Below are 20,091 nucleotides of genomic sequence, written 5' to 3'. Positions count from 1 at the left end.
GTCAGCGCACCCTCGGCAGCGTACCTGCGCCATGAAAAAGGGGACCGCAACGGGTCCCCTCCTCGATCTTCTGATGATGGCCTGGATCAGGCGTTCATCTTGGCCACTTCGGCGGCGAAGTCTTCTTCTTCTTTCTCGATCCCCTCGCCCACTTCGAGGCGCACGAAACCGGTCACTTCCACGCCGGCTTCCTTTGCCGCCGCTTCGACGGTCAGGTCCGGGTTCACCACGAAGGCCTGACCCAGAAGGGTCACCTCGGAGAGGAACTTCTTCATGCGGCCGATGATCATCTTCTCGATGACCTGCTCGGGCTTGCCGGATTCGCGGGCCTGCTCGGTCAGAACGTTCTTTTCACGCTCCAGCAGGGCCGGGTCGAGATCCGCCTCGCCGAGGGAGGCCGGGTTGGCCGCAGCCACGTGCATGGCGATCTGCTTGCCGATGCCGTTATCGGCGCCGTTCAGCGCGACCAGCACGCCGATCTTGCCCATGCCTTCGGTGGCCGGGTTGTGGACATAGCTCACGACGCTCTCGCCGGTGACCTTGGCCATGCGGCGCACAGACATGTTCTCGCCGATGGTGGCGATCTTCGAGGTCAGGACCTCTTCGACGGTGCCGCCTTCGACGGAGGCCGCTTTCAGCGCCTCGACGCTGTCCACGGTCAGAGCGGCCTGAGCAAAGCTCGACACCATGCCCTGGAACTCGGCGTTCTTGGCGACAAAGTCGGTTTCCGCGTTCACTTCGAGCGCGACGGCGGTGCCGCCGTCAACAGCGACGGCCACGAGGCCCTCTGCCGCGGTGCGGCCGGACTTCTTGGCGGCCTTTGCCAGACCCTTGGTGCGTAGCCAGTCGACGGCCGCTTCCATGTCGCCGTCGTTTTCGGTCAGCGCTTTCTTCGCGTCCATCATGCCGGCGCCGGTCTTGTCGCGCAGCTCTTTTACCAATGCAGCGGTGATCGCCATTTTGGTTTCTCCTGAAATTGATCAACGGGTCGGACCGGGATGTGCCCGGTCCGCATGTCAGTGATGTGACAGGGGCGAGGCCCCGTCCGTTCAGCCTTCGGCGGCTGCGGGCTCTTCGGCAATCGCCTCTTCGACGCTGCCCTCTTCGAGCTCGCCGAGATCGACGCCGGCGGCCCCAAGCTGTGCGGACATGCCGTCCAGCGCCGCGCGGGCCACGAGGTCACAATAGAGCGCGATGGCACGGGCCGCGTCATCGTTGCCCGGGATCACGTAATCCACACCATCGGGGGAGCAGTTCGTGTCCACGACCGCCACAACCGGAATGCCCAGCTTGTTGGCTTCGGCAATCGCCAGGTCTTCTTTCTTGACGTCGATGACGAAGATCAGATCCGGCACGCCGCCCATTTCGCGGATCCCGCCCAGGGAGGCCTGCAGCTTGCCCTGGTCACGCTCCATGCCGAGGCGCTCTTTCTTGGTCAGACCTTCGAAGCCCGATTCCATGGCCTCGTCGATCGACTTGAGACGCCCGATGGAGTTGGACACGGTTTTCCAGTTGGTCAGCGTGCCACCCAGCCAGCGGTGGTTCATGTAATACTGCGCGCAGCGCTCTGCGGCTTCGGCGATCGGCTTCTGGGCCTGACGCTTGGTGCCAACGAAGAGAACACGACCGCCCTTGGCGACGGTGTCGCGCACGGCTTGCAGCGCCTGGTCCAGCATGGGGACGGTCTGCGTCAGGTCGAGGATGTGGATCCCGTTGCGGTCGCCGTAGATATACGGGCCCATGCGGGGGTTCCAACGCTGGGTCTGGTGACCAAAGTGCACACCTGCCTCGAGCAGCTGGCGAATTGTGAAATCGGGAAGCGCCATTCCAAAGTTCCTTTCCGGTTTGCGCCTGAGAGGGGCCATAGAGCTGTTGCTCAACCGGCGGACGTCTTGAGGATGTCTCCCTCAAGGGCCCCAGCCCCTCCTGTGAAGTGCGCGTCGTGTACGGCGGTCCGCGCGGGATTGCAACCCCTGCCTGCTTCGGGTGATCCTGCACCATGGCCATCCCGGCCCGAATGCAAAGGACACCCAATGCCCCTGCCCTCTTTTCTGGACGATCTGCCGAGCCTCGATTTGCCTTTTCCCGACAGCGTTGTCACCACCAATGTGGTGCGTTCGGACACGGCTTTGGTGGTGTTTTTCCGGTTTCATCAGGATGTCGAACTGCCCCCGCACAGCCACAAGGGCCAATGGGGCAGTGTCCTCGAAGGCTCGGTCACGCTGACAATGAACGGCGAAACCCGCAGCTATGGTCCCGGCGAGAGCTATGACATTCCCTCGGGTACGGAACATGCGGTCAAGGTCACCGCGGGCACCGTAGCTTTGGACATGTTCGAAGAGCCGGATCGCTACCCGCTCCGGGGCTGAGCGCATCTGCTCTCTGGACCCGGCCCGCGCGGTGTGAAACAGCTTGGCCATGGCACATTCTCCTGACGTTCTCTGCATTGGCGCGGTCCTGTGGGACACGGTCGGCCATGCCCCCATCAAGATGAAATCCGGCTATGACGTCCCGGGTCTGATCCGGCGGGTGCCGGGGGGCGTGGCGATGAACATTGCCATGACGCTTTGCCGCTTTGAGCTGCTGCCTGCGCTCCTGTCGGCGGTGGGCACGGATGCCGAAGGCGATGAGCTTCTGGGACGGGCCGCCGCCATGGGCATGGTCACCGAACATGTCTATCGCAGCGACCGGCCCACGGATCGCTACATGGCGATTGAGGGCAGCAACGGGCTGATCGCGGCGATTGCCGATGCCCATTCGCTGGAGGATGCCGGGGATGCGATCCTCACCCCACTGGCCGATGGCCGTCTTGGCTCGGCTGAACAGCCTTGGCGCGGGATGGTGGCGCTGGACGGGAACCTCACCGATGAGATGCTGAACGAGATTGCCCATAGCCCGCTCTTTGCCCGGGCGGATCTACGGGTCGCGCCAGCGTCGCCGGGCAAGGCCAAACGGCTGCTGCCGTTCCTGTCGGCCTCGGACGCAACGCTCCATGTGAACCTGATCGAGGCCAACCTGATCTCGGATCATCCCAGCCAGACGACACAGCAGGCGGCGTCGATCCTGCTGGGGATGGGGGCGCACCGGGTGGTGATCACCGACGGCGCGAACCCCGCAACGGATGCCTCTGCGCGCCACTCCTTCACCGTCGCTCCGCCCCCCGTGCCCGTGCGCCGGGTGACGGGCGCGGGCGACACTTTCATGGCCGGTCACATGGCCGCCGAAATCGCCGGGGCCGACCCCGAAACCGCCCTTGCCGCCGCCGTGGACGCCGCGGCGCGCTATATCTCGCAATCGGAGACAGACACCGAATGACCCCCCGCTACGCTCCCGAGGTTGCCGAGGCCCGGGCCGAAGGGCGCCCCATGGTGGCGCTCGAGTCCACCATCATCACCCATGGCATGCCCTATCCCCAGAACCTCGAGACCGCGCAGCAGGTCGAGGCGGATATCCGCGCCGCCGGGGCCGTGCCCGCGACCATTGCCGTTCTGGAGGGCCAGCTCCATGTGGGGCTGACCGAGGCCGAGCTGTCGACCCTGGCGCAGGCCGAGGATGTCCTCAAGCTCAGCCGCGCGGATCTGGCCTATGCGGTGGCCACTGGGCGGACCGGTGCGACCACGGTCGCGTCGACCATGATCGCCGCCGAGATGGCCGGGATCGCGGTCTTTGCCACGGGCGGGATTGGCGGCGTGCATCGCGGGGCGGAGACGAGCTTTGACGTCTCGGCGGATCTTTACGAGTTGGCGCGCACGCCCGTGGCCGTGGTGGCCGCCGGGGCCAAGGCCATCCTCGATCTGCCCAAGACGCTTGAGCTCTTGGAAAGCCTCGGGGTGCCGGTGCTCTGCAACGGAACGGACAGCTTCCCGGCCTTCTGGATGCGCGAGAGCACCCTGCCCGCCCCTCTGCGCGTGGACGGTGCCGCCGAGATCGCCGCCTGCATCGCGGCGCGCCGGGCGCTGGGGCTCAAGGGCGGTCACCTGATCGCGAACCCGGTCCCCGCGGCGGACGCCCTGCCCGAGGATCAGATCCTGCCGGTGATCGAGACCGCGCTGTCCGAGGCCGAAGCCCAGAGCATCGCCGCCAAGGATGTCACGCCCTTCCTGCTCGGTCGGATCTTTGAGGCGACCGAGGGCCGGTCCCTGACGGCGAATATCGCATTGGTGCGCAACAACGCTCGGCTCGGGGCAGAGATTGCCTCCGCTTTGGTCGCGATGGACTGAAAAGCGGCTCAACGTCGCGACGTGGGCAAAGACTGGGCAGTGTGCGCTTGTGCGCGCCCCCTCTGCCGCCTAGATACAACCCGACCGACCCCGTGAGAGCTGGTGCCCGTGAAACTCGATCCCGATCCACGCCAAGTGCCGAAACGCGGCATCTTTGCCCGGCTGCGCGCGAACTTCCTGACGGGACTGATCGTGATCGCGCCGATCGCGGTGACGGTCTGGCTGGTCTGGTCCGTGGTCGGCCTGATCGACAGTTGGGTGCTGCCCTTTGTGCCCGCGCGCTACAACCCGGTCCTGCTGATCAAGGAGTATTTCGACGTCACCGTCGATATCCGCGGCGTGGGCGTGGTGTTCTTCCTGCTCTTCACGCTGACCGTCGGCTGGCTGGCCAAGGGCCTGCTGGGCCGGTCGGTGATCCGCTGGACCGAAGGCGTGGTCACGCAGATGCCCGTGGTCCGCTCGGTCTATGGCGGGATGAAACAGATCGCCGAGACCGTGCTCGCCTCGGGCAGCACCTCGTTCGACAAGGCCTGCCTCGTGGAGTATCCGCGCCGGAATATCTGGGCGATTGCCTTCATCTCGACCTCCGCCAAGGGGGAGATCGCGGCCAAGGGCGAGGATGAGATGATCTCGGTCTTTCTGCCGACAACGCCGAACCCGACCTCGGGCTTTCTGCTTTTCGTGCCCAAACGGGACGTGAAGGTGCTCGACATGTCGGTCGAGGATGCGGCCAAGCTCGTGATCTCGGCCGGTCTGGTCTATCCGGATACCGATCCGAAAAAGGTGCGCGAACAGGCCTGGATCAAGTCGATCTGACCTTTGGCGCGGCGGGTCAATTGCCCGCCGATTTCGACCACCACACATCCGGCTGGAACCCGATGAAATCCCCATAAGCCGGCAGGGTCTCGGGATAGGTGAGATCCGCGTCATGGGCGATGCGCGAGACCGGGCTGTACCAGATCGGGATCACATAGCGCCCGGCGGTCAGCACCCGGTCCAGCGCGCGCACGGCAGCCACATACTCCTCGTGGCTGGCCGAGCTCAGCATGGCGTCGATCATCGCCTCGACCGCAGGGTCCGCGATCCCCATCCAGTTGCGCGTGCCCGGCGTTTCGACCCCGTCCGCGCCCCAATAGAGCCGCTGTTCATTCCCCGGGCTCAGGGACAGGCCACGCCGGTAATAGGTCATGTCGAAATCATAGGAATCCGTGCGCTCGCGATACTGGGCGCTGTCCACGGTGGCGGTGGTGATCTCGATCCCCAGACGTTCCAGCGCCTTGGCGTAGATGTTGATCATCGACTGCACTTCGGAACTGCCCTGCGAAACGAGGATCTCGAAGGTCATGGGCGTACCATCCGGGCGCGTCATGACCCCTTCCTCGATCGTGTACCCTGCCTCCTCCATCAGGCGCAGAGCCTTGCGGATGTTGCGCCGGTTCGCCTCGGAGCCGTCTGAGACCGGCAGGTTGTAGCCCTCCAGCGTGCCGGGGATCAGCGTCTCGGCAAAGGGCGCCAACAGCTCGGCCACGCGCCCCTCCGCCGGGCCGTCGCGCATGCCAAGCACGGAGTTCGAGAAATAGGAGGTCGCGCGCGGCTCCTCCCCCCCGTTGAGCGTGTTGTTCATCAGCTCGAAATTGAAGGCGTGGATCATCGCCGAGCGCACGCGCCAATCGGCGAAATCCCCGTCGCGGGTGTTCATGGCGAACCCGATGATGCCCGAGGGACGCTCATGGGGGATGATCGATTTCACCATCTCGCCCGACTGGATGGCCGGGAAATCGTATTGCTGGTCCCATTTCGCAGCATTGGTCTCGCGGATCGTGGTGATCAGACCGCCCTTGAAGGCCTCGAACATCACGCCCGCATCGCCAAAGAACTCCATCCGGATCTCGTCGAGGTTCTGGGTCCCCCTGCGGTAAGGCACATCCGCGCCCCAATAGTCCGGGTCGCGCCGCAGGGTCAGGAAGCGTCCGGGCTCAAAACTGTCGATCACATAGGGCGCGCTGGTGATCGGGATCTCGTCGAGACCGGATTCGGCGAAATCCTTGCCCTCCCATTGCGCTTTCTTCAGCACCGGGCGCATGCCCATGATCAGCGCAAGCTCCCGGTTTGGCTCGACAAAGGTGAAGCGCAGGCTGCGCTCGCCCACGGCTTCGGCCGAGGCCACCTGGGTCCATGCGCCCAGGTAACGGGGATGGCCGACTGTCCCGAGTGTCTCGTAGGACCACAACACGTCCTCGACCGTCACCGGGCTGCCGTCAGAGAATCGCGCCTCGGGCCGCAGGGTGTATTCGACCCAGAGCCCGTCCGGATCCGCCTCCACCGATTCGGCCAGAAGTCCGTAAAGGGTGAAGGGCTCGTCATAGGACCGGCCCATCAGGCTCTCGTAGGCCAGAAAACGCAGTTGCCACGGAACCCGCCCCTTGCGGATATGCGGGTTGAGGCTGTCAAAGCCGCCAACCTCGCCCGTGACGATCCGGCCCCCCTTGGGCGCGTCCGGGTTGGCGTAGGGCAGAGACACAAAATCCGGTGGAAGCGCCGGGTCGCCATACATAGCGATGCCATGAGCGGGCTCTGCCCAGGCCCCTCCGGCCCATGTGATCACACAGCCGCAGAGCAGCGCCCCCAGTCGTTTTGTCGCGCCAAACCGTTTCATGACCTGCCCTGATCCCCATCTCAACGTGTGGTTTGTTTCGAACCGTAGCGATGCCGCATGGGGGCTGCAAACTTTTCCCTTGGATGCGCGCAGGCGATTGCCTATAACAGGGTCACTGCTCGATAGGTTTCTTGCCTGTATGAAACCTGCCTCAATGACTTAACGCCCGCTTCGTGCGGGCGTTTTTTTTGGTTCACATTGTTGGGGTTGAGAGGCGGTGCCTCAAAAATGCGCAGCGAATGACGGGCCTCCCCCCGGGCCTGTGCCAACGCGATCCGGATCAAGTTCCAAAGGCTTTTGAGCCCCGCCGGCGACCACCTGCCCGCCGATCACGGCCATGGCCGCAGGACGCCGGGCGCGGTGCCAAGACCTTTGTCATTCTGCATCTGCGTCGTTACCTTTGCAGCTGCAGAATGTTTGCCGAGAATCAAGGGGAGCCGCACCATGTCGCTCAAAGGAAAAACCGCCATCATCACCGGGTCGAATTCGGGCATTGGCCTTGGTGTCGCATGGGAGCTTGCGCGCGCGGGCGCGGATGTGGTGCTCAACAGCTTCACTGACCGCGACGCGGACCACGCCCTGGCCGATGAGATCGCGGCAGAGACCGGAACCTGTGCCCGCTACATCAAGGCCGACATGTCCAAAGGCGACGAGTGCCGTGCGCTGATCGAGACCGCGGGCAAATGCGACATCCTCGTGAACAATGCGGGCATCCAGCATGTGGCCCCGATCGACGAGTTTCCGGCGGACAAGTGGGATGCGATCATCGCGATCAACATGAACTCGGCGTTTCACACCACGGCGGCGGCCCTGCCCCTCATGCGGGCAGCGGGCTGGGGGCGGGTCATCAACATCGCGTCGGCCCATGGCCTGACCGCCTCGCCCTTCAAGGCGGCCTATGTGGCGGCAAAGCACGGGGTGGTCGGCATGACCAAGACCGTGGCGCTCGAGACCGCGCAGGAGCCGATCACCTGCAACGCCGTCTGCCCGGGCTACGTCCTGACCCCGCTGGTCGAGGCGCAGATCCCCGACACGATGGAGAAATACAAAATGGGCCGCGACGAGGTGATCAAGAAGGTCATGCTCGAACGCCAGCCGTCCAAGGAGTTTGCCACGGTCGAGCAGTTGGGCGGCACCTGCGTGTTCCTGTGCTCGGATGCGGCAGCCCAGATCACCGGTACGACCCTGTCCGTTGACGGCGGCTGGACGGCGCTCTGACGCTGACCGGGCCAAACCGGTCAGACAGACAACTCAGCGAGGGAGGCCGCCCATGGCGCGCAAGAGGATCAATCTGGCCCTGCAAGGGGGCGGCGCCCATGGGGCCTTCACCTGGGGCGTGCTGGACCGGCTGCTGCAGGAGCCGGAGCTGGAAATCGCCGGGATCTCGGGCACATCCGCTGGGACCCTGAACGGCGCGGCGGTCAAGGCGGCCCTGGCCAAGGGCGGCACCAACGAGGACGCGCGCGAGAATCTCGACTGGCTCTGGGGTCAGATCGGCGGGATCCACGACACGCGCTTTGCGCCCTGGCTCGAAGTCTTCCCGCCCAGCGTGATCGCCGCAGCGCTCGAATTCTCGCCCTATGCGGTGCTGGCCGAAACCATGGAGCAGTTCGTCAGCCCCTATGACACGCCCTTTGGCGCGCATAACCCGCTCTCGCGGATCGTGCAAGAATTCAAGTACGACAAGATCTGTTGTGATAGCGGGCCGAAATTCCACGTCTGTGCCACCAATGTGCGCACCGGCAAGCTGCGGGTCTTTACGGGGGCCGAGATCGGCGAGGCGCCGATCCTGGCCTCGGCCTGCCTTCCGACCCTGTTCCGGGCGGTTGAGATTTTCGATCCGGCGACGGACCGGCTCGAAAGCTATTGGGATGGCGGCTATTCCGCGAACCCCGCGCTGGAGCCGCTGACCCAGGATCCTGAGCTGCCCGGGGACGTGGTGATCGTGCATATCAACCCGCTTCACCGCGAGGCGATACCGCATACAGCCAAGGAAATCTCCAACCGGGTCAACGAGATCAGCTTCAATTCCTCGCTGATCCAGGAACTGGCGCATATCCAGTCGATCCATGAGATGCTGGCTGATGGGCGGCTGGTCAAAGGGTCCATGAAGGACGTGCTGATCCACATGATCGCCGATGACGGGCTGATGGTGACCCTCTCGGAGGCGACCAAGATCTATCCCAACCCGGCGGTGATCCTATCGCTCAAATCCGCCGGAGAGGCCGCGGCGCAGAGCTTCCTCGATGCGGATCTGCCATCGGTCGGGGTGCGGCCCACCGTGGATCTGGCCCGGATGATCTGCTGAGGCTCAGGGCGCGGCGGCGCGCCGCTCATGGGCGGTCTTGGTGGCGTCCCAGGCCATGAGCGAGGGGATGATACCGTCGAGCATCCGGTCCGGTGTGAAGGGGCCATAGGAATTGGCCCCGACCGTAAAGCTCACGCCCACATCCGCCCCGGGCACGTCCCGGAACTTGATCACGAAGTCATCGGTGAAGTTGAAGAGCGTGTTGGCGATGATGTTGTGCAGCTCGTTCTTGCTCGGCCCGTCCGGCTGATCGCGGCCCCAATCCACGGACACCCGGATGGCGATCGAGCTGGCCTCGCCCGGCACGCGCACGAGCTGTTCCTTGGTGATGCCAAGGGGGCGCAGCGTCGGATTGTCGGTGTATTGATAGAGCAGATAGGCACTGGTGGCGGGCAGCGCCGTACAGACAATGATCGTCAACAGCGGGTTATACCGGCGGTGGAAATTATTCATCGACCCAAGATCCCTTCGCGAATGGGTCAAGCATCGCGCAACCGGTTTGAGAAACCGTTAAGAATTCTGATCAAAACGTTTACAAGCCGCGGCAAAACGGCCCGAACCGGGCCGATTTTAAGCGCTTAGCCGAGCGAGTATCCCGCGCCGCGCACGGTGCGCACAGGATCATTGCCGCCATGCTGGCACAGGGCCTTGCGCAGCCGTCCGATATGGACATCCACCGTGCGCGTATCCACGTAGATGTCGCGCCCCCAGACCCGGTCGAGCAACTGCTCGCGCGACCAGACCCGGCCCGGTTTTTCCATGAAGGTCGCCAGGAGGCGAAACTCGGTGGGCCCGAGTTTCAGCGCCTGCTCGTCGCGGAACACCCGGTGGCTCTCGGCATCCAGCAGGATGTCATCAAAGGTCAGCTGCTGGCCCACGGTCGAGGGCCGCACCCGCCGCAATTGGGCACGGACCCGGGCCATGAGCTCGATCACCGAATAAGGTTTGACCACATAGTCATCCGCCCCGGTTTCCAGCCCGCGCACCCGGTCAACCTCCTCGGAGCGGGCCGAGAGCATGATGATCGGGATGGCGCGGGTGTCGGGCTTGGATTTCAGCCGCCGGCAGACCTCGATCCCCGAGACGACCGGCAGCATCCAGTCGAGCACGATGATATCCGGATGCTCCTCTTCCACCAGAAGCATGGCCTCATCGCCATTCTCGGCCTCGGCCACGCGAAACCCTTCGGCCTCCAGATTGTAGGACAGCACCTCGCGTTGCGCCGGTTCGTCCTCAACGAGCAAAACAGTGGGCTGCTCGGTCATGTGGGTACCTCGGGTTTACTTGACGCTGGTGCGGTCGAGTTTCGGGCGATCGTCATCGGGGATCTCGCCGCTGACCATGTAGATCACCTGTTCCGCGATGGAGGTGACGTGGTCCCCCATCCGCTCGATATTCTTGGCGATGAAATGCAGGTGCATGCAGGCGGTGATGTTGCGCGGGTCCTCCATCATATGGGTCAGGAACTCGCGGAACAGCGCGTTATACATCTGATCCACTTCCTGATCGCGCAGGCGGATCGCCTCGGACATCTCGACATCGAGCCGCAGATAAGCGTCCAGCGCATCGCGAAGCATCATCTCCACATCCTTGGCCATCCGCTTGAGAGAGCCTGCGGAATTGCCCACGGGCTGCAGCTGCACGAGGATCGAGGTCCGCTTGGCCATGTTCTTGGCATAGTCGCCGATCCGCTCGAGATTGGCGGACATTTTCATGACCGTCAGCACCACGCGCAGATCCCCGGCGGTGGGCGCCCGCAGCGCAATGAGCCGCGCGGCTTCCTCGTTGATCTGCTCTTCGAGCAGGTCGATCTGCTTGTCGCGCTTGCGCACGGTCTCGGCGAGTTCCTCGTCACGCTCCGCGAGCGAGCGGGCGGCGTCGACGATCTGTTCCTCGACCATCCCGCCCATCTTCATGATCAGGGCCTGGATCGCCTCGAGATCGCGGTCAAAGGCAGAGGCGATATGCGCGCTATCGATAACCATTAGCCGATCCGTCCTGTGATGTAGCTTTCGGTGCGGGGGTCTTCGGGGTTGGTGAAGATCGTCCCGGTCTCGCCATACTCGACCAGATTGCCGAGGTGGAAAAAGGCGGTGCGCTGGCTGACCCGCGCGGCCTGTTGCATGGAGTGGGTCACGATGACCACCGAGAAGCGCTGGCGCAGCTCGTCGATCAGCTCTTCGACCTGGGCGGTCGCAATCGGGTCGAGGGCCGAGCACGGCTCGTCCATCAGCAAGACCTCGGGGCTGGTGGCCACGGCCCGCGCGATGCACAGACGCTGCTGCTGACCACCCGAGAGACCCGTGCCCGGCGCGTCCAGACGGTCCTTGACCTCGTTCCAGATCGCCGCCCGGCGCAGGGATTGCTCGACGATCTCGTCCAGCTCCGCCTTGTTCCGGCTCAACCCGTGGATACGCGGCCCGTAGGCCACGTTATCATAGATCGATTTCGGAAACGGGTTCGGCTTCTGGAACACCATGCCGACCTTGGCGCGCAGCTGCACCGGATCGACCTTGGGGTCATAGATATCCTCGCCATCGATCCGGATATCGCCCTCGATCCGGGCCACATCGATCGTGTCGTTCATCCGGTTCAGGCAGCGCAGAAAGGTCGACTTGCCACAGCCCGACGGGCCGATGAACGCGGTGACGGTCTTGTCGAGGATATCGACATCCACGTCCTTGATCGCGTGGGTGTCGCCATAATAGACCTGCACGCCGCGGGCCGCGATTTTCTTCTCTTCCTGCACTGCTCTCTCCGTCAGACGCATATCGTTCATGACACGCTCTCCCAATTACCAGCGGCGCTCGAAGCGACGGCGCAGTAGGATCGCGATCGCATTCATGATGAGCAAAAACACGAGCAGCACAATGATCGCCCCAGAGGCGCGCTCGACGAAAGCCGGGTCGGACCGTTGGGTCCAGTTGTAAACCTGCACCGGCAGGGCCGAGGCGGGGTCGAAAAATCCTTCGGGCGGGCCCGCCGGGTACTCGCGGACAAAGGCCACCATCCCGATGAGCAGAAGCGGCGCCGTCTCTCCCAGGGCCTGGGCCAGACCGATGATCGTTCCGGTCAGGATCCCGGGCGCGGCCAGCGGCAGCACATGATGGAACACCGATTGCATCTTGGACGCGCCGATCCCGAGGGCCGCGTCCCGGATCGAGGGCGGCACGGATTTCAGCGAGGCGCGGGTCGAGATGATGATCGTCGGCAAGGTCATCAGGGTCAGCACCAGCCCTCCGACGATGGGCGCCGATTGCGGCAGGCCTGCGAAATTGATGAAGATCGCGAGGCCGAGGATCCCGAAGACGATGGAAGGCACCGCCGCGAGGTTCGAGATATTCACCTCGATCAGGTCGGTCAGCCGGTTCTTCGGCGCGAATTCCTCCAGATAGATCGAGGCCGCGACCCCGATGGGCAGCGCAAGACAGAGCACCACCAGCATCATGTAGATCGAGCCGAGGATCGCCACGCCCAGGCCCGCCGCTTCGGGCCGCTGACCGGAGGCGTCGGGATTGGTGAAGAAGGACCAGTTGAAGCGCTGCTCCAACGTGCCCAGCTCCAGCAGCGCGTCGGTCAGCAAAAGCTGCTCGGGCGAGACATTCTTGTCGAGCGCTGCGGTCTCCATGGTCACGCGACCCTTGAGGTAGCCGTCGATCCGACCATTGGCCAGAAGCTCGAAGGTCTGGGTCGTGCCGACGGCTTCGGGGTTCGCCAGTACGAAGTTGCGCAGCTGCGCCGGGGCATCCTTCGAGATGATGCCGCCCGCCTGCTTGGCGCTGAGCCCCTCGATGGCGATGCCTTCGGCCTCGAGCTTGGCCTCCATCGCCGTGGCAATCAGCGGCGCGTAGCCGAAGGTCGAGACCTTGCGCATGACCGCGAGGTCCCGCACGCCGGATTTGTCGAGCTTGTCTTCGGGCAGCTCGATCTCCAGCGTGACATAGGTTTGCTGGAAGGCGCTCAGCCCGTTGGACAGGATCGAGGCCAGCAGAAGAACAAGGGCAAGGATGCCGGTCACGACCGCGGCCATGCCATACATCTTGAACCGACTTTCGGCGGCGTTGCGCTTCTTGGTCCGGTCGTCCTGAACCAGCAGCGAAGAGGATTTGGGCTGGGCCGGGCTGGCGCTGCCGAGGCTTGCGTCGCTCATTCGTACTGCTCCCGGTACTTGCGGACGATGTAGAGCGCGAGGACATTGAGCCCCAGCGTGATGACAAAGAGGGTCAGACCCAGCGCAAAGGCGACCAGAGTCTCGGGCGAGGCGAAATCCGTATCGCCCGTCAGCTGGCTGACGATCTTGACGGTGACCGTGGTCATGGCTTCGAATGGGTTGAGGTCGAGCTTGGCCGCCGCCCCTGCCCCCAGCACCACGATCATGGTCTCGCCGATGGCGCGCGAGGCTGCGAGCAGGATCGCACCGACAATGCCCGGCAGGGCGGCGGGGATCACCACTTGCTTGATGGTTTCGCTCTGGGTGGCGCCGAGGCCCAGCGAGCCGTCGCGCATGGCCTGGGGTACCGCGTTGATGATGTCATCGCTGAGCGAGCTGACAAAGGGGATCAGCATGACGCCCATGACGATGCCCGCGGTCATGACGCTGGAGCTTGACTGACCCAGCCCGAGGGGGGCCGCGAAATAGTCCCGCAGGAGCGGCCCCACCGTGATCAGCGCAAAGAGGCCGTAGACGATGGTCGGGATCCCGGCGAGGATCTCGATCAGCGGCTTGGCCACCGAGCGGACCTTGGAGCTCGCATATTCCGACATGTAGATCGCCGCAAAGAGCCCGATGGGCACGGCCACGAGCAGCGCGATGAAGCTGATATAGAGCGTGCCCCAGAGCAGCGGCAGGATGCCCAACTCCGACGCCCCGCCCCGGCCGCTGAAACTCGGGCTCCAGGTCGTGCCGAAGAAGAAATCGGTCCACTGGTACTGGGTGAAGAAATTTCGTGTCTCGAACAGCATGGACAGGATGATGCCGAGGGTCGTGAGGATCGCGATCGAGGACGCGATGATCAGCAGGGCAAGGATCGCCGCTTCGACCGTGTTGCGGGCGCGGAAATCCTTGTGAGTGCGCAGCACCGAGATGCCAAGCCCGATGGCGGCGATGGCCAGCACCACGACGCTCATCCAGCTGGCGAGGGAGGCGTTCATCGCGCGGTAGCTTTGCGCCGCCTGCAAGGTCGCTGCCCCCACCTCGCTGCCAAGGGCCACACCGACTTCGCCAAGCTGCTGCCGGACGTCGGTCTGTTCGGCCTGCAGCGCGCGGGCCTCTGTCTCGCTCAGCACGCCCTGTGCCACGGCGGCGTCGAGCCCGTCGGCGATCCGGCGGACATCGCTCATCACCAGCGACAGGGTGCTGTTCTCGGAAATCGCGCTCTCCGGGATCAGCGACGAGATCCGGGATTCGATCAGCCCGGGTTGCACCAGCAGCCACAGAACCATGATCATCAAGGCCGGTGCGACGGTGAACAGCACGACATTCATGCCGTAGTAATTGGGCAGCGAATGCAGCGCCCGGGCATCGCCCCCGGCTGCCGACATCGCCCTTTGGCGACCCATCCCATACCCGGCGGCTGCCAGGACGAGAATGGTCACTATGATCCAGAGAACCGGCATATCCGCTCCCACCGTCCAGTTTGCAAGTCTTCAAATGAAGGAAGGGGCGGTCATCCGCCCCTCCCCGCGTCAGTCGCGTTGGCTTACATCGCCTCGCCGGAGGCCACGATGGCCTGGGTGTCGCCCAGCTCCGGGTCGGACACGAGGCCATAGGCGGCCAGCGGGCCGTCCGGGCCGGCAATCTCGTCGGCCACGAAGAATTCCGCGAATTCCTGCAGACCCGGGATCACGCCGATATGGGCTTTCTTGATGTAGAAGTAGAGCGGACGGGACACCGGGTACTCACCTGCGGCAATCGCCTCGGTCGTGGGCACAACGCCATTCATGGTGGCCACGGTCAGCTTGTCGGTGTTGTTCTCGTAAAAGGCCAGACCGAAGACGCCGATACCGTCCTTGTCGCCGTCGATGCGCGCGAGGGTCTCGGTGTAGTCGCCGTCGATATCCACGGAGCGGCCATCGGTGCGCAGCGCCATGCATTTCTCTTCGGCGGTGTCCTCATCCACGCCGCTGTCGAGCATCGCCTGGAAGAACCCACCGTCTTCGCAACCCTGCAGGATCACCTTCTCTTCAAAGACTTCGCGGGTGCCGTGCTTGGTGCCGGGCACGAAGGCCTGGATTTCCTGCGCCGGGAAGTCCGGGTTGACCTGATCCCAGGTCGAGAAGGTGTTCGCCACCAGCTCGCCATTCACGAAATGCTCGGCGGCCAGCGCCTTGTACCAATCCTCGGGGGTAAACGCGAAGGACGGGCCGTTGATGTCGGAGGCAAAGACGATGCCGTCATAGCCGATGCGCACTTCCACGATGTCGGTCACACCGGCTTCGGCGCAGGCGGCAATCTCGCGGTCGCGGATCTTGCGGGACGCATTGGCGATGTCGATCGTGGTCTCGCCCACACCTTCGCAGAACCGCTTGAGGCCCGCCGAGGATCCGCCGGATTCAACGACCGGTGTCGGGAACTCGAAATTCTCGCCAAAGGCTTCGGCCACGATGGCCGCGTAGGGCAGCACGGTGGACGACCCGGCTACTTGGACCTGATCCCGGGCAGAGGCGGCCGTGGCCGACACAAGGGCAACCGCAGCAACGGAGGCAGCGAGTTTGACATAAGACATGAGATAGCTCTCCTAGGTGTAACGATAGGCGCCGTGTGTCCGGCACTCGCTGGTGTCCTAGGCGCCTTTGGCGATGCTTTTGTTAAAGTTTTGTAACGCTTTTATGACGGGCGCCGCCGCCCACGGGCGCCCGGGGTCCGATCCGGCACCGCGCGTCGGGCCCGGCAGCCTCAGGCGACGGGGATTATCACGGAAAAACAAGAGCCTGCGCCGGTCTCGCTGGTGATCGCCATGCGTCCGCGATGCCGTTGAACAATATGTTTGACGATGGCCAGACCCAGCCCGGTCCCGCCCAGTTCACGGGACCTGTGGGCATCGACACGGTAAAACCGCTCGGTCAGGCGCGGAATGTGATGCGATGCGATTCCCGGGCCGTGATCCTGCACATCCACCCGCAGGCTCCGGGTGCGCAGATAGAGGTCTTGGGGCACAGCGCTGAGGGTGACCTCGACGGGCGCGGTCTCGCCCCCGTATTTCAGCGCGTTCTCGATGAGATTGTTGAAGACCTGGCGCAACTGGTCCGTATCCCCACGCACCTGATCGATGCTGGGATCCACCCCGGCAATGTCGAGCTTCAGCCGGTCCCCGGCGGTGTTCGTCGCCAGCGTGGCGACCGAAGCGCTCAGGATCTCGCCCAGGTCCACGGTCGCGTCGGGCATCTGCTTTTCCGAGAACTCGACCCGGCTCAGAGACAGCAGATCGCCCACCAGCCGGTTCATCCGCTGCGCCTCGCGCGCCATGACCGACAGGAACCGGTCCCGGGCCTTGGCATCTTCGCGGGCGGGGCCCTGCAGCGTGTCGATAAACCCCAGCAGCGCGGTGAGCGGGGTCCGCAATTCATGGCTGACATTGGCCACGAAATCGCGCCGCATCTGACCGGCCTCGTAGACCGGCGTCACATCCTCGAGACAGACTAGAACACCCTGCGGGCTGCTGCCATCAAGCAGTGCCGCCGTCACCCGAAACTTGCGCTCGCTGACCGGGCCGGACACCGTGTATTGCCCCACCACCCGGCGCCCCTCCGAGACCGCAGCCTCGATCGCGCGCAGGATCGCCGGTTGCCGCAGGGCGGTGACGTAATGGCGCCCTTCGATCTCCGGACCGAAGATCTCGCGCGCCGCATCATTCGGCACCTGCACTCTGAAATTTGCGCCCACGAAGAACGCCGGAATCGGGATCGCCGACACGATTTTTCCGATTTCGATTTCGGCCATTTTCGTCTTCCCATGCCTGTCGGTCCGCAAGGTTTCTGACGTGCACATCAAAAACAAGCGGCTTTTCTTTCAAATCGGCTTGGGTCACATTTTCTTCAGGGTAGGAGAAATCTTGGTGCGTAGAGACAACAGGGCTCGGAACAGAGCCTGTGAGGGATAGAGGATTACATGCAAGACAGGACTGATCTGCGTCCAAAAGTGCTACGGCCCGCTCAATTCAATACCCAGGTGAATGTCTCGCGTCCCGTGCTCTGCATCGATCTGTTGCCGGCGCAAACCACCGCTTTGTCACGACATCTGTCCGAGCCCGACGCGCAGTTGCAGGCCCTGCGCTATGGTGCGCTGGGGGATGAATGCCTGATGAAGTATCGCCCCGAACTCATTGTAACACCCTTGTTTTCAGAGCGTTTCGACGCTGTTGATGTGGCCGAGACCCTGGCCTTCGCAGGGTATTACGGCGAGCTTTGGGCCATTGGCCCTGCCCTGCCAAACCCCCGCCTGATCGAGCGGGAATTGCGCGATGTGGCGCAGAATATCGTCTGCCGTCTGATCGTCGAGGACGCCACGCCGCGCACCGGCACCGGCGACTGATTGCCGATGCGGCGCTTCGCCGCTCGGCGTTGTTTACTTCTCGGAAACAATGTGATGATTCGTGGGTGTAGTGGTCTGAGATGCACCGTTTAACCCCGAACAGTCGGCGGCTCCCCGCTTAAACTTGTGTTTTTTTCGCAACAATTAACGGCGTGTTTCCGAAATTCGACACGCGCGTTCCGTCACGTCAGACAGCCGGCTCAGACCGCCGTGAGCCCCTCGCGGAACCGACGCATGTTCGCCTGGTAGCCCTCGGCCGACTTGAGCAGTCCGCTCTGCGCTGCAGCATCAAGCGTGCGCACGATCTTGCCCGGAGCGCCCATCACGAGGCTGCCATCCGGGATCTCCTTGCCTTCGGTGATCAGTGCCCCGGCCCCGATCAGGCAGCCCGCGCCGATCTTGGCCCCGTTCAACACCGTGGCGCCCATCCCGATCAGACTGCCATTCCCGATCGTGCAGCCATGGAGCATCGCCTTGTGTCCGATCGTGCAGTTTGTCCCGATACTGAGCGGGAAGCCCATATCCGTGTGCAGCACACAGGCCTCCTGGATATTGGACCCGGCCCCGAGGCGGATCTCTTCGTTGTCGCCGCGCAAGGTGGCCCCGAACCAGACCGAGCTGCCCTCTTCAAGCACGATCCGGCCGATCAGATTGGCATCGGGCGCGACCCAGTAATCCCCCGAGGCCGGAAACTGCGGGGAGACCCCGTCCAGTGCATAGATCATGTCTTATCCTCCTCGAATTCCTGCTGCAGCCCGCGCACATGTCCCTGAAGCCCCGGCTGCTGGGCCCGCCGCAAGCGTTCCGCCGAGACGATGCATTTCAACTGCGCCTCGGTCTCGTCGATATCCTCGTTCACCAGCACGTAGTCGTAGCTGTCCCAGTGGCTGATCTCGTCCCAGCTCTTCTGCATCCGCTTGCCAATGGTCTCGGCCGTGTCCTGGCCCCGGCTTTCCAGCCTGCGGCGCAGCTCGCGGATCGAGGGCGGAAGGATGAAAACCGACAGAGTGTGCTTGCCCAGATCCGAATTGCGGATCTGCTGCGCGCCCTGCCAGTCGATGTCAAAGAGCACGTCGCGTCCGCCGGTGATCGCGGCTTGGACCGGGGCGACCGGGCTGCCATAGAAATTGCCGAAGACATGGGCGTGTTCCAGCATCCCGCCCGAGCCCACGAGCTCCCGGAAGGCGCTTTCGCTGAGGAAGCTGTAGTCCTTGCCGTCCACCTCACCGGGCCGGGGCGCGCGGGTGGTCGCCGAGACGGAAAAGGACAGGGTCGGATCCCAGGCGATGAGTCGTTTGGCCAGCGTCGATTTCCCGGCCCCCGAGGGCGAAGACAGGATGATCAGAAGTCCCCGTCGCGACAGATGTAGGTTCACCGGTATCCCCCATAGCGGCCTTTTTGCTCGCCCCGTTCTTAGAGGGACGGGTCCGGCGCGGCAACCGCAGGGCGATCACTCGATGTTCTGAACCTGCTCGCGCATCTGGTCGATCCGCACTTTCATATCGAGCCCGATCCGCGTCAGGTCGGTGTCATTGGCCTTGGCGCAGAGCGTGTTCGCTTCTCGGTTAAATTCCTGCATCAGGAAATCGAGTTTCCGACCCATGGGGCCCGTGCCGTTAAGGATGTCGCGGGCGGCGGAAATATGGCTGTCGAGTCGCTCCAACTCTTCCGAGACATCAGCCTTAACAGCGAGCACTGCGAGTTCCTGCGCGATCCGCTGCGGATCCGGGGCGTCCTGACCCGCGAGATCGAGCACCGATTGCAGGCTCTTTTGCAGCTGCGCGGCTTGGCGATCCGCCCGTGCCGGCAGAAGCGCGCGTGCCTCATGTGTCATGGCGTCCAGCGCGTCGAGGGTCGCGCGCAACGCCGCGGCGGTGCTGGCCCCTTCCCGCTGGCGGGCGGCGATGAATTCCGGGAAGGCCAGATCGAAATCCGCGATCAGCGCCTCGCGCAGGGCGGCCATCTCGTCGCCATCCGGTTGCGCGGCCTCGCTCACGCCGCGAAAGTTGAGGATTTCCAGTGCGTTGGGTGCTGGAAGCGAGACGTTCTCTTCCGCCGCACGGCGCGTCACCGCCCCGATGGTGGACAGCACGGCGGCGAGGGCTGCCTCGTTGATTGGCTGGTGTGCCTCCTGCCTGCGCGACAGGCGCAGTGCGACGGTCACCGAGCCTCGGGTCACCTCGGTCGCGATTGTCTTGCGCAGGATCTGGTCCAGTCCCGGCACCCAGTCCGGCACCCGGATCTTGAGGTCGAGCCCCCGTCCATTCACGGATTTCAGGTCCCAGGTCCAGACCCAGTCGTCCAGCCCCCCTTCGCGGGCGGCGAACCCGGTCATCGACCTAGTCATGGAGATTAACCATCGGCAAAAAATTCCGAT

Annotated in this window: 21 protein-coding genes; 7 read left to right on the top strand and 14 right to left on the bottom strand. The window is 63.9% G+C overall.

From position 1 onward, the window contains the following. Positions 1–86: 86 nt before the first annotated feature. Together tsf and rpsB are read right to left on the bottom strand one after the other, a co-directional pair. Positions 87–959, bottom strand: a complete 873-nt coding sequence (gene tsf, locus ACP150_RS14715) for a translation elongation factor Ts (protein ID WP_424967421.1) — start codon at positions 957–959, stop codon at positions 87–89. A gap of 90 nt (positions 960–1,049) precedes the next feature. Then, the gene (gene rpsB, locus ACP150_RS14710; RefSeq protein WP_424967420.1) at positions 1,050–1,826 is read right to left on the bottom strand and encodes a 30S ribosomal protein S2; all 777 of its coding nucleotides are present in this window, start codon (positions 1,824–1,826) and stop codon (positions 1,050–1,052) included. Positions 1,827–2,033: 207 nt separating this feature from the next. On the opposite strand from rpsB, the gene ACP150_RS14705 reads away from it, so the two are divergent. The 4 genes from ACP150_RS14705 (at position 2,034) to ACP150_RS14690 (ending at position 5,036) form a co-directional block, all read left to right on the top strand. Continuing rightward, positions 2,034–2,369 (top strand): cupin domain-containing protein, encoded by a 336-nt coding sequence (locus ACP150_RS14705; RefSeq protein ID WP_424967419.1) that lies wholly within the window; start codon positions 2,034–2,036, stop codon positions 2,367–2,369. 49 nt (positions 2,370–2,418) lie between these two features. Next, complete coding sequence (locus ACP150_RS14700; RefSeq protein ID WP_424967418.1) at positions 2,419–3,315, top strand: PfkB family carbohydrate kinase; 897 nt, start codon at positions 2,419–2,421, stop codon at positions 3,313–3,315. After that, positions 3,312–4,220, top strand: coding sequence for a pseudouridine-5'-phosphate glycosidase (locus ACP150_RS14695; protein WP_424967417.1), 909 nt, complete (start codon positions 3,312–3,314; stop codon positions 4,218–4,220). The genes ACP150_RS14700 and ACP150_RS14695 overlap by 4 nt, the downstream gene beginning before the upstream one ends. Before the next feature lie 108 nt (positions 4,221–4,328). Then, a complete protein-coding gene (locus ACP150_RS14690) occupies positions 4,329–5,036 on the top strand; it encodes a DUF502 domain-containing protein (protein ID WP_424967416.1) in 708 nt (235 codons plus the stop codon). Between the two features lie 16 nt (positions 5,037–5,052). Here ACP150_RS14690 and ACP150_RS14685 read toward each other — a convergent pair whose 3' ends face one another. Next, a complete protein-coding gene (locus tag ACP150_RS14685; protein ID WP_424967415.1) occupies positions 5,053–6,876 on the bottom strand; it encodes an extracellular solute-binding protein in 1,824 nt (607 codons plus the stop codon). Positions 6,877–7,320: 444 nt separating this feature from the next. On the opposite strand from ACP150_RS14685, the gene ACP150_RS14680 reads away from it, so the two are divergent. Both ACP150_RS14680 and ACP150_RS14675 read left to right on the top strand, forming a co-directional pair. Beyond that, positions 7,321–8,094, top strand: a complete 774-nt coding sequence (locus ACP150_RS14680; RefSeq protein WP_424967414.1) for a 3-hydroxybutyrate dehydrogenase — start codon at positions 7,321–7,323, stop codon at positions 8,092–8,094. A 52-nt stretch (positions 8,095–8,146) separates the two neighbouring features. Further along, positions 8,147–9,184, top strand: coding sequence for a patatin-like phospholipase family protein (locus ACP150_RS14675; RefSeq protein ID WP_424967413.1), 1,038 nt, complete (start codon positions 8,147–8,149; stop codon positions 9,182–9,184). A 3-nt stretch (positions 9,185–9,187) separates the two neighbouring features. Here ACP150_RS14675 and ACP150_RS14670 read toward each other — a convergent pair whose 3' ends face one another. The 8 genes from ACP150_RS14670 to ACP150_RS14635 form a co-directional block, all read right to left on the bottom strand. Beyond that, positions 9,188–9,637, bottom strand: coding sequence for a hypothetical protein (locus ACP150_RS14670; protein ID WP_424967412.1), 450 nt, complete (start codon positions 9,635–9,637; stop codon positions 9,188–9,190). A gap of 125 nt (positions 9,638–9,762) precedes the next feature. After that, positions 9,763–10,449, bottom strand: coding sequence for a phosphate regulon transcriptional regulator PhoB (phoB, locus tag ACP150_RS14665; protein WP_424967411.1), 687 nt, complete (start codon positions 10,447–10,449; stop codon positions 9,763–9,765). Between the two features lie 15 nt (positions 10,450–10,464). Then, on the bottom strand, positions 10,465–11,169 hold the full coding sequence (gene phoU / locus ACP150_RS14660) for a phosphate signaling complex protein PhoU (RefSeq protein ID WP_424967410.1): 705 nt from the start codon (positions 11,167–11,169) through the stop codon (positions 10,465–10,467). Further along, positions 11,169–11,963: a phosphate ABC transporter ATP-binding protein PstB gene (pstB, locus tag ACP150_RS14655; protein ID WP_424967409.1), complete on the bottom strand. Its 795-nt coding sequence runs from the start codon at positions 11,961–11,963 to the stop codon at positions 11,169–11,171. The genes phoU and pstB overlap by 1 nt, the downstream gene beginning before the upstream one ends. 15 nt (positions 11,964–11,978) lie before the next feature. After that, positions 11,979–13,334: a phosphate ABC transporter permease PstA gene (pstA, locus tag ACP150_RS14650; protein ID WP_424967408.1), complete on the bottom strand. Its 1,356-nt coding sequence runs from the start codon at positions 13,332–13,334 to the stop codon at positions 11,979–11,981. Continuing rightward, positions 13,331–14,800 carry a phosphate ABC transporter permease subunit PstC gene (gene pstC, locus ACP150_RS14645; protein ID WP_424967407.1) on the bottom strand — a complete coding sequence of 490 codons (1,470 nt, stop codon included), beginning with the start codon at positions 14,798–14,800 and terminating at the stop codon, positions 13,331–13,333. The genes pstA and pstC overlap by 4 nt, the downstream gene beginning before the upstream one ends. Positions 14,801–14,883: 83 nt before the next feature. Next, positions 14,884–15,909: a substrate-binding domain-containing protein gene (locus ACP150_RS14640; RefSeq protein WP_424967406.1), complete on the bottom strand. Its 1,026-nt coding sequence runs from the start codon at positions 15,907–15,909 to the stop codon at positions 14,884–14,886. Between the two features lie 170 nt (positions 15,910–16,079). Continuing rightward, positions 16,080–17,123 (bottom strand): ATP-binding protein, encoded by a 1,044-nt coding sequence (locus tag ACP150_RS14635; protein WP_424967405.1) that lies wholly within the window; start codon positions 17,121–17,123, stop codon positions 16,080–16,082. Positions 17,124–17,321: 198 nt separating this feature from the next. Between ACP150_RS14635 and ACP150_RS14630 the strand changes: the two genes are divergently transcribed. After that, a complete protein-coding gene (locus ACP150_RS14630) occupies positions 17,322–17,714 on the top strand; it encodes a hypothetical protein (protein WP_424967404.1) in 393 nt (130 codons plus the stop codon). A gap of 200 nt (positions 17,715–17,914) precedes the next feature. On the opposite strand, the gene ACP150_RS14625 is transcribed toward ACP150_RS14630, so the two are convergent. The 3 genes from ACP150_RS14625 to ACP150_RS14615 all read right to left on the bottom strand — a co-directional run bounded on the left by ACP150_RS14625 (position 17,915) and on the right by ACP150_RS14615 (position 20,061). Then, the gene (locus ACP150_RS14625) at positions 17,915–18,439 is read right to left on the bottom strand and encodes a gamma carbonic anhydrase family protein (protein ID WP_424967403.1); all 525 of its coding nucleotides are present in this window, start codon (positions 18,437–18,439) and stop codon (positions 17,915–17,917) included. Beyond that, complete coding sequence (gmk, locus tag ACP150_RS14620) at positions 18,436–19,089, bottom strand: guanylate kinase (RefSeq protein ID WP_424967402.1); 654 nt, start codon at positions 19,087–19,089, stop codon at positions 18,436–18,438. Before gmk ends, ACP150_RS14625 begins: the two co-directional genes overlap by 4 nt. 75 nt (positions 19,090–19,164) lie before the next feature. Next, positions 19,165–20,061: a YicC/YloC family endoribonuclease gene (locus ACP150_RS14615; RefSeq protein ID WP_424967401.1), complete on the bottom strand. Its 897-nt coding sequence runs from the start codon at positions 20,059–20,061 to the stop codon at positions 19,165–19,167. Positions 20,062–20,091: the final 30 nt, after the last annotated feature.

The organism is Dinoroseobacter sp. S375, assembly GCF_049800775.1.
GTDB lineage: Bacteria > Pseudomonadota > Alphaproteobacteria > Rhodobacterales > Rhodobacteraceae > Dinoroseobacter.
The sequence above is the reverse complement of the archived record's forward strand: the minus strand, read 5'-3'. Positions and strand labels throughout refer to the sequence as shown.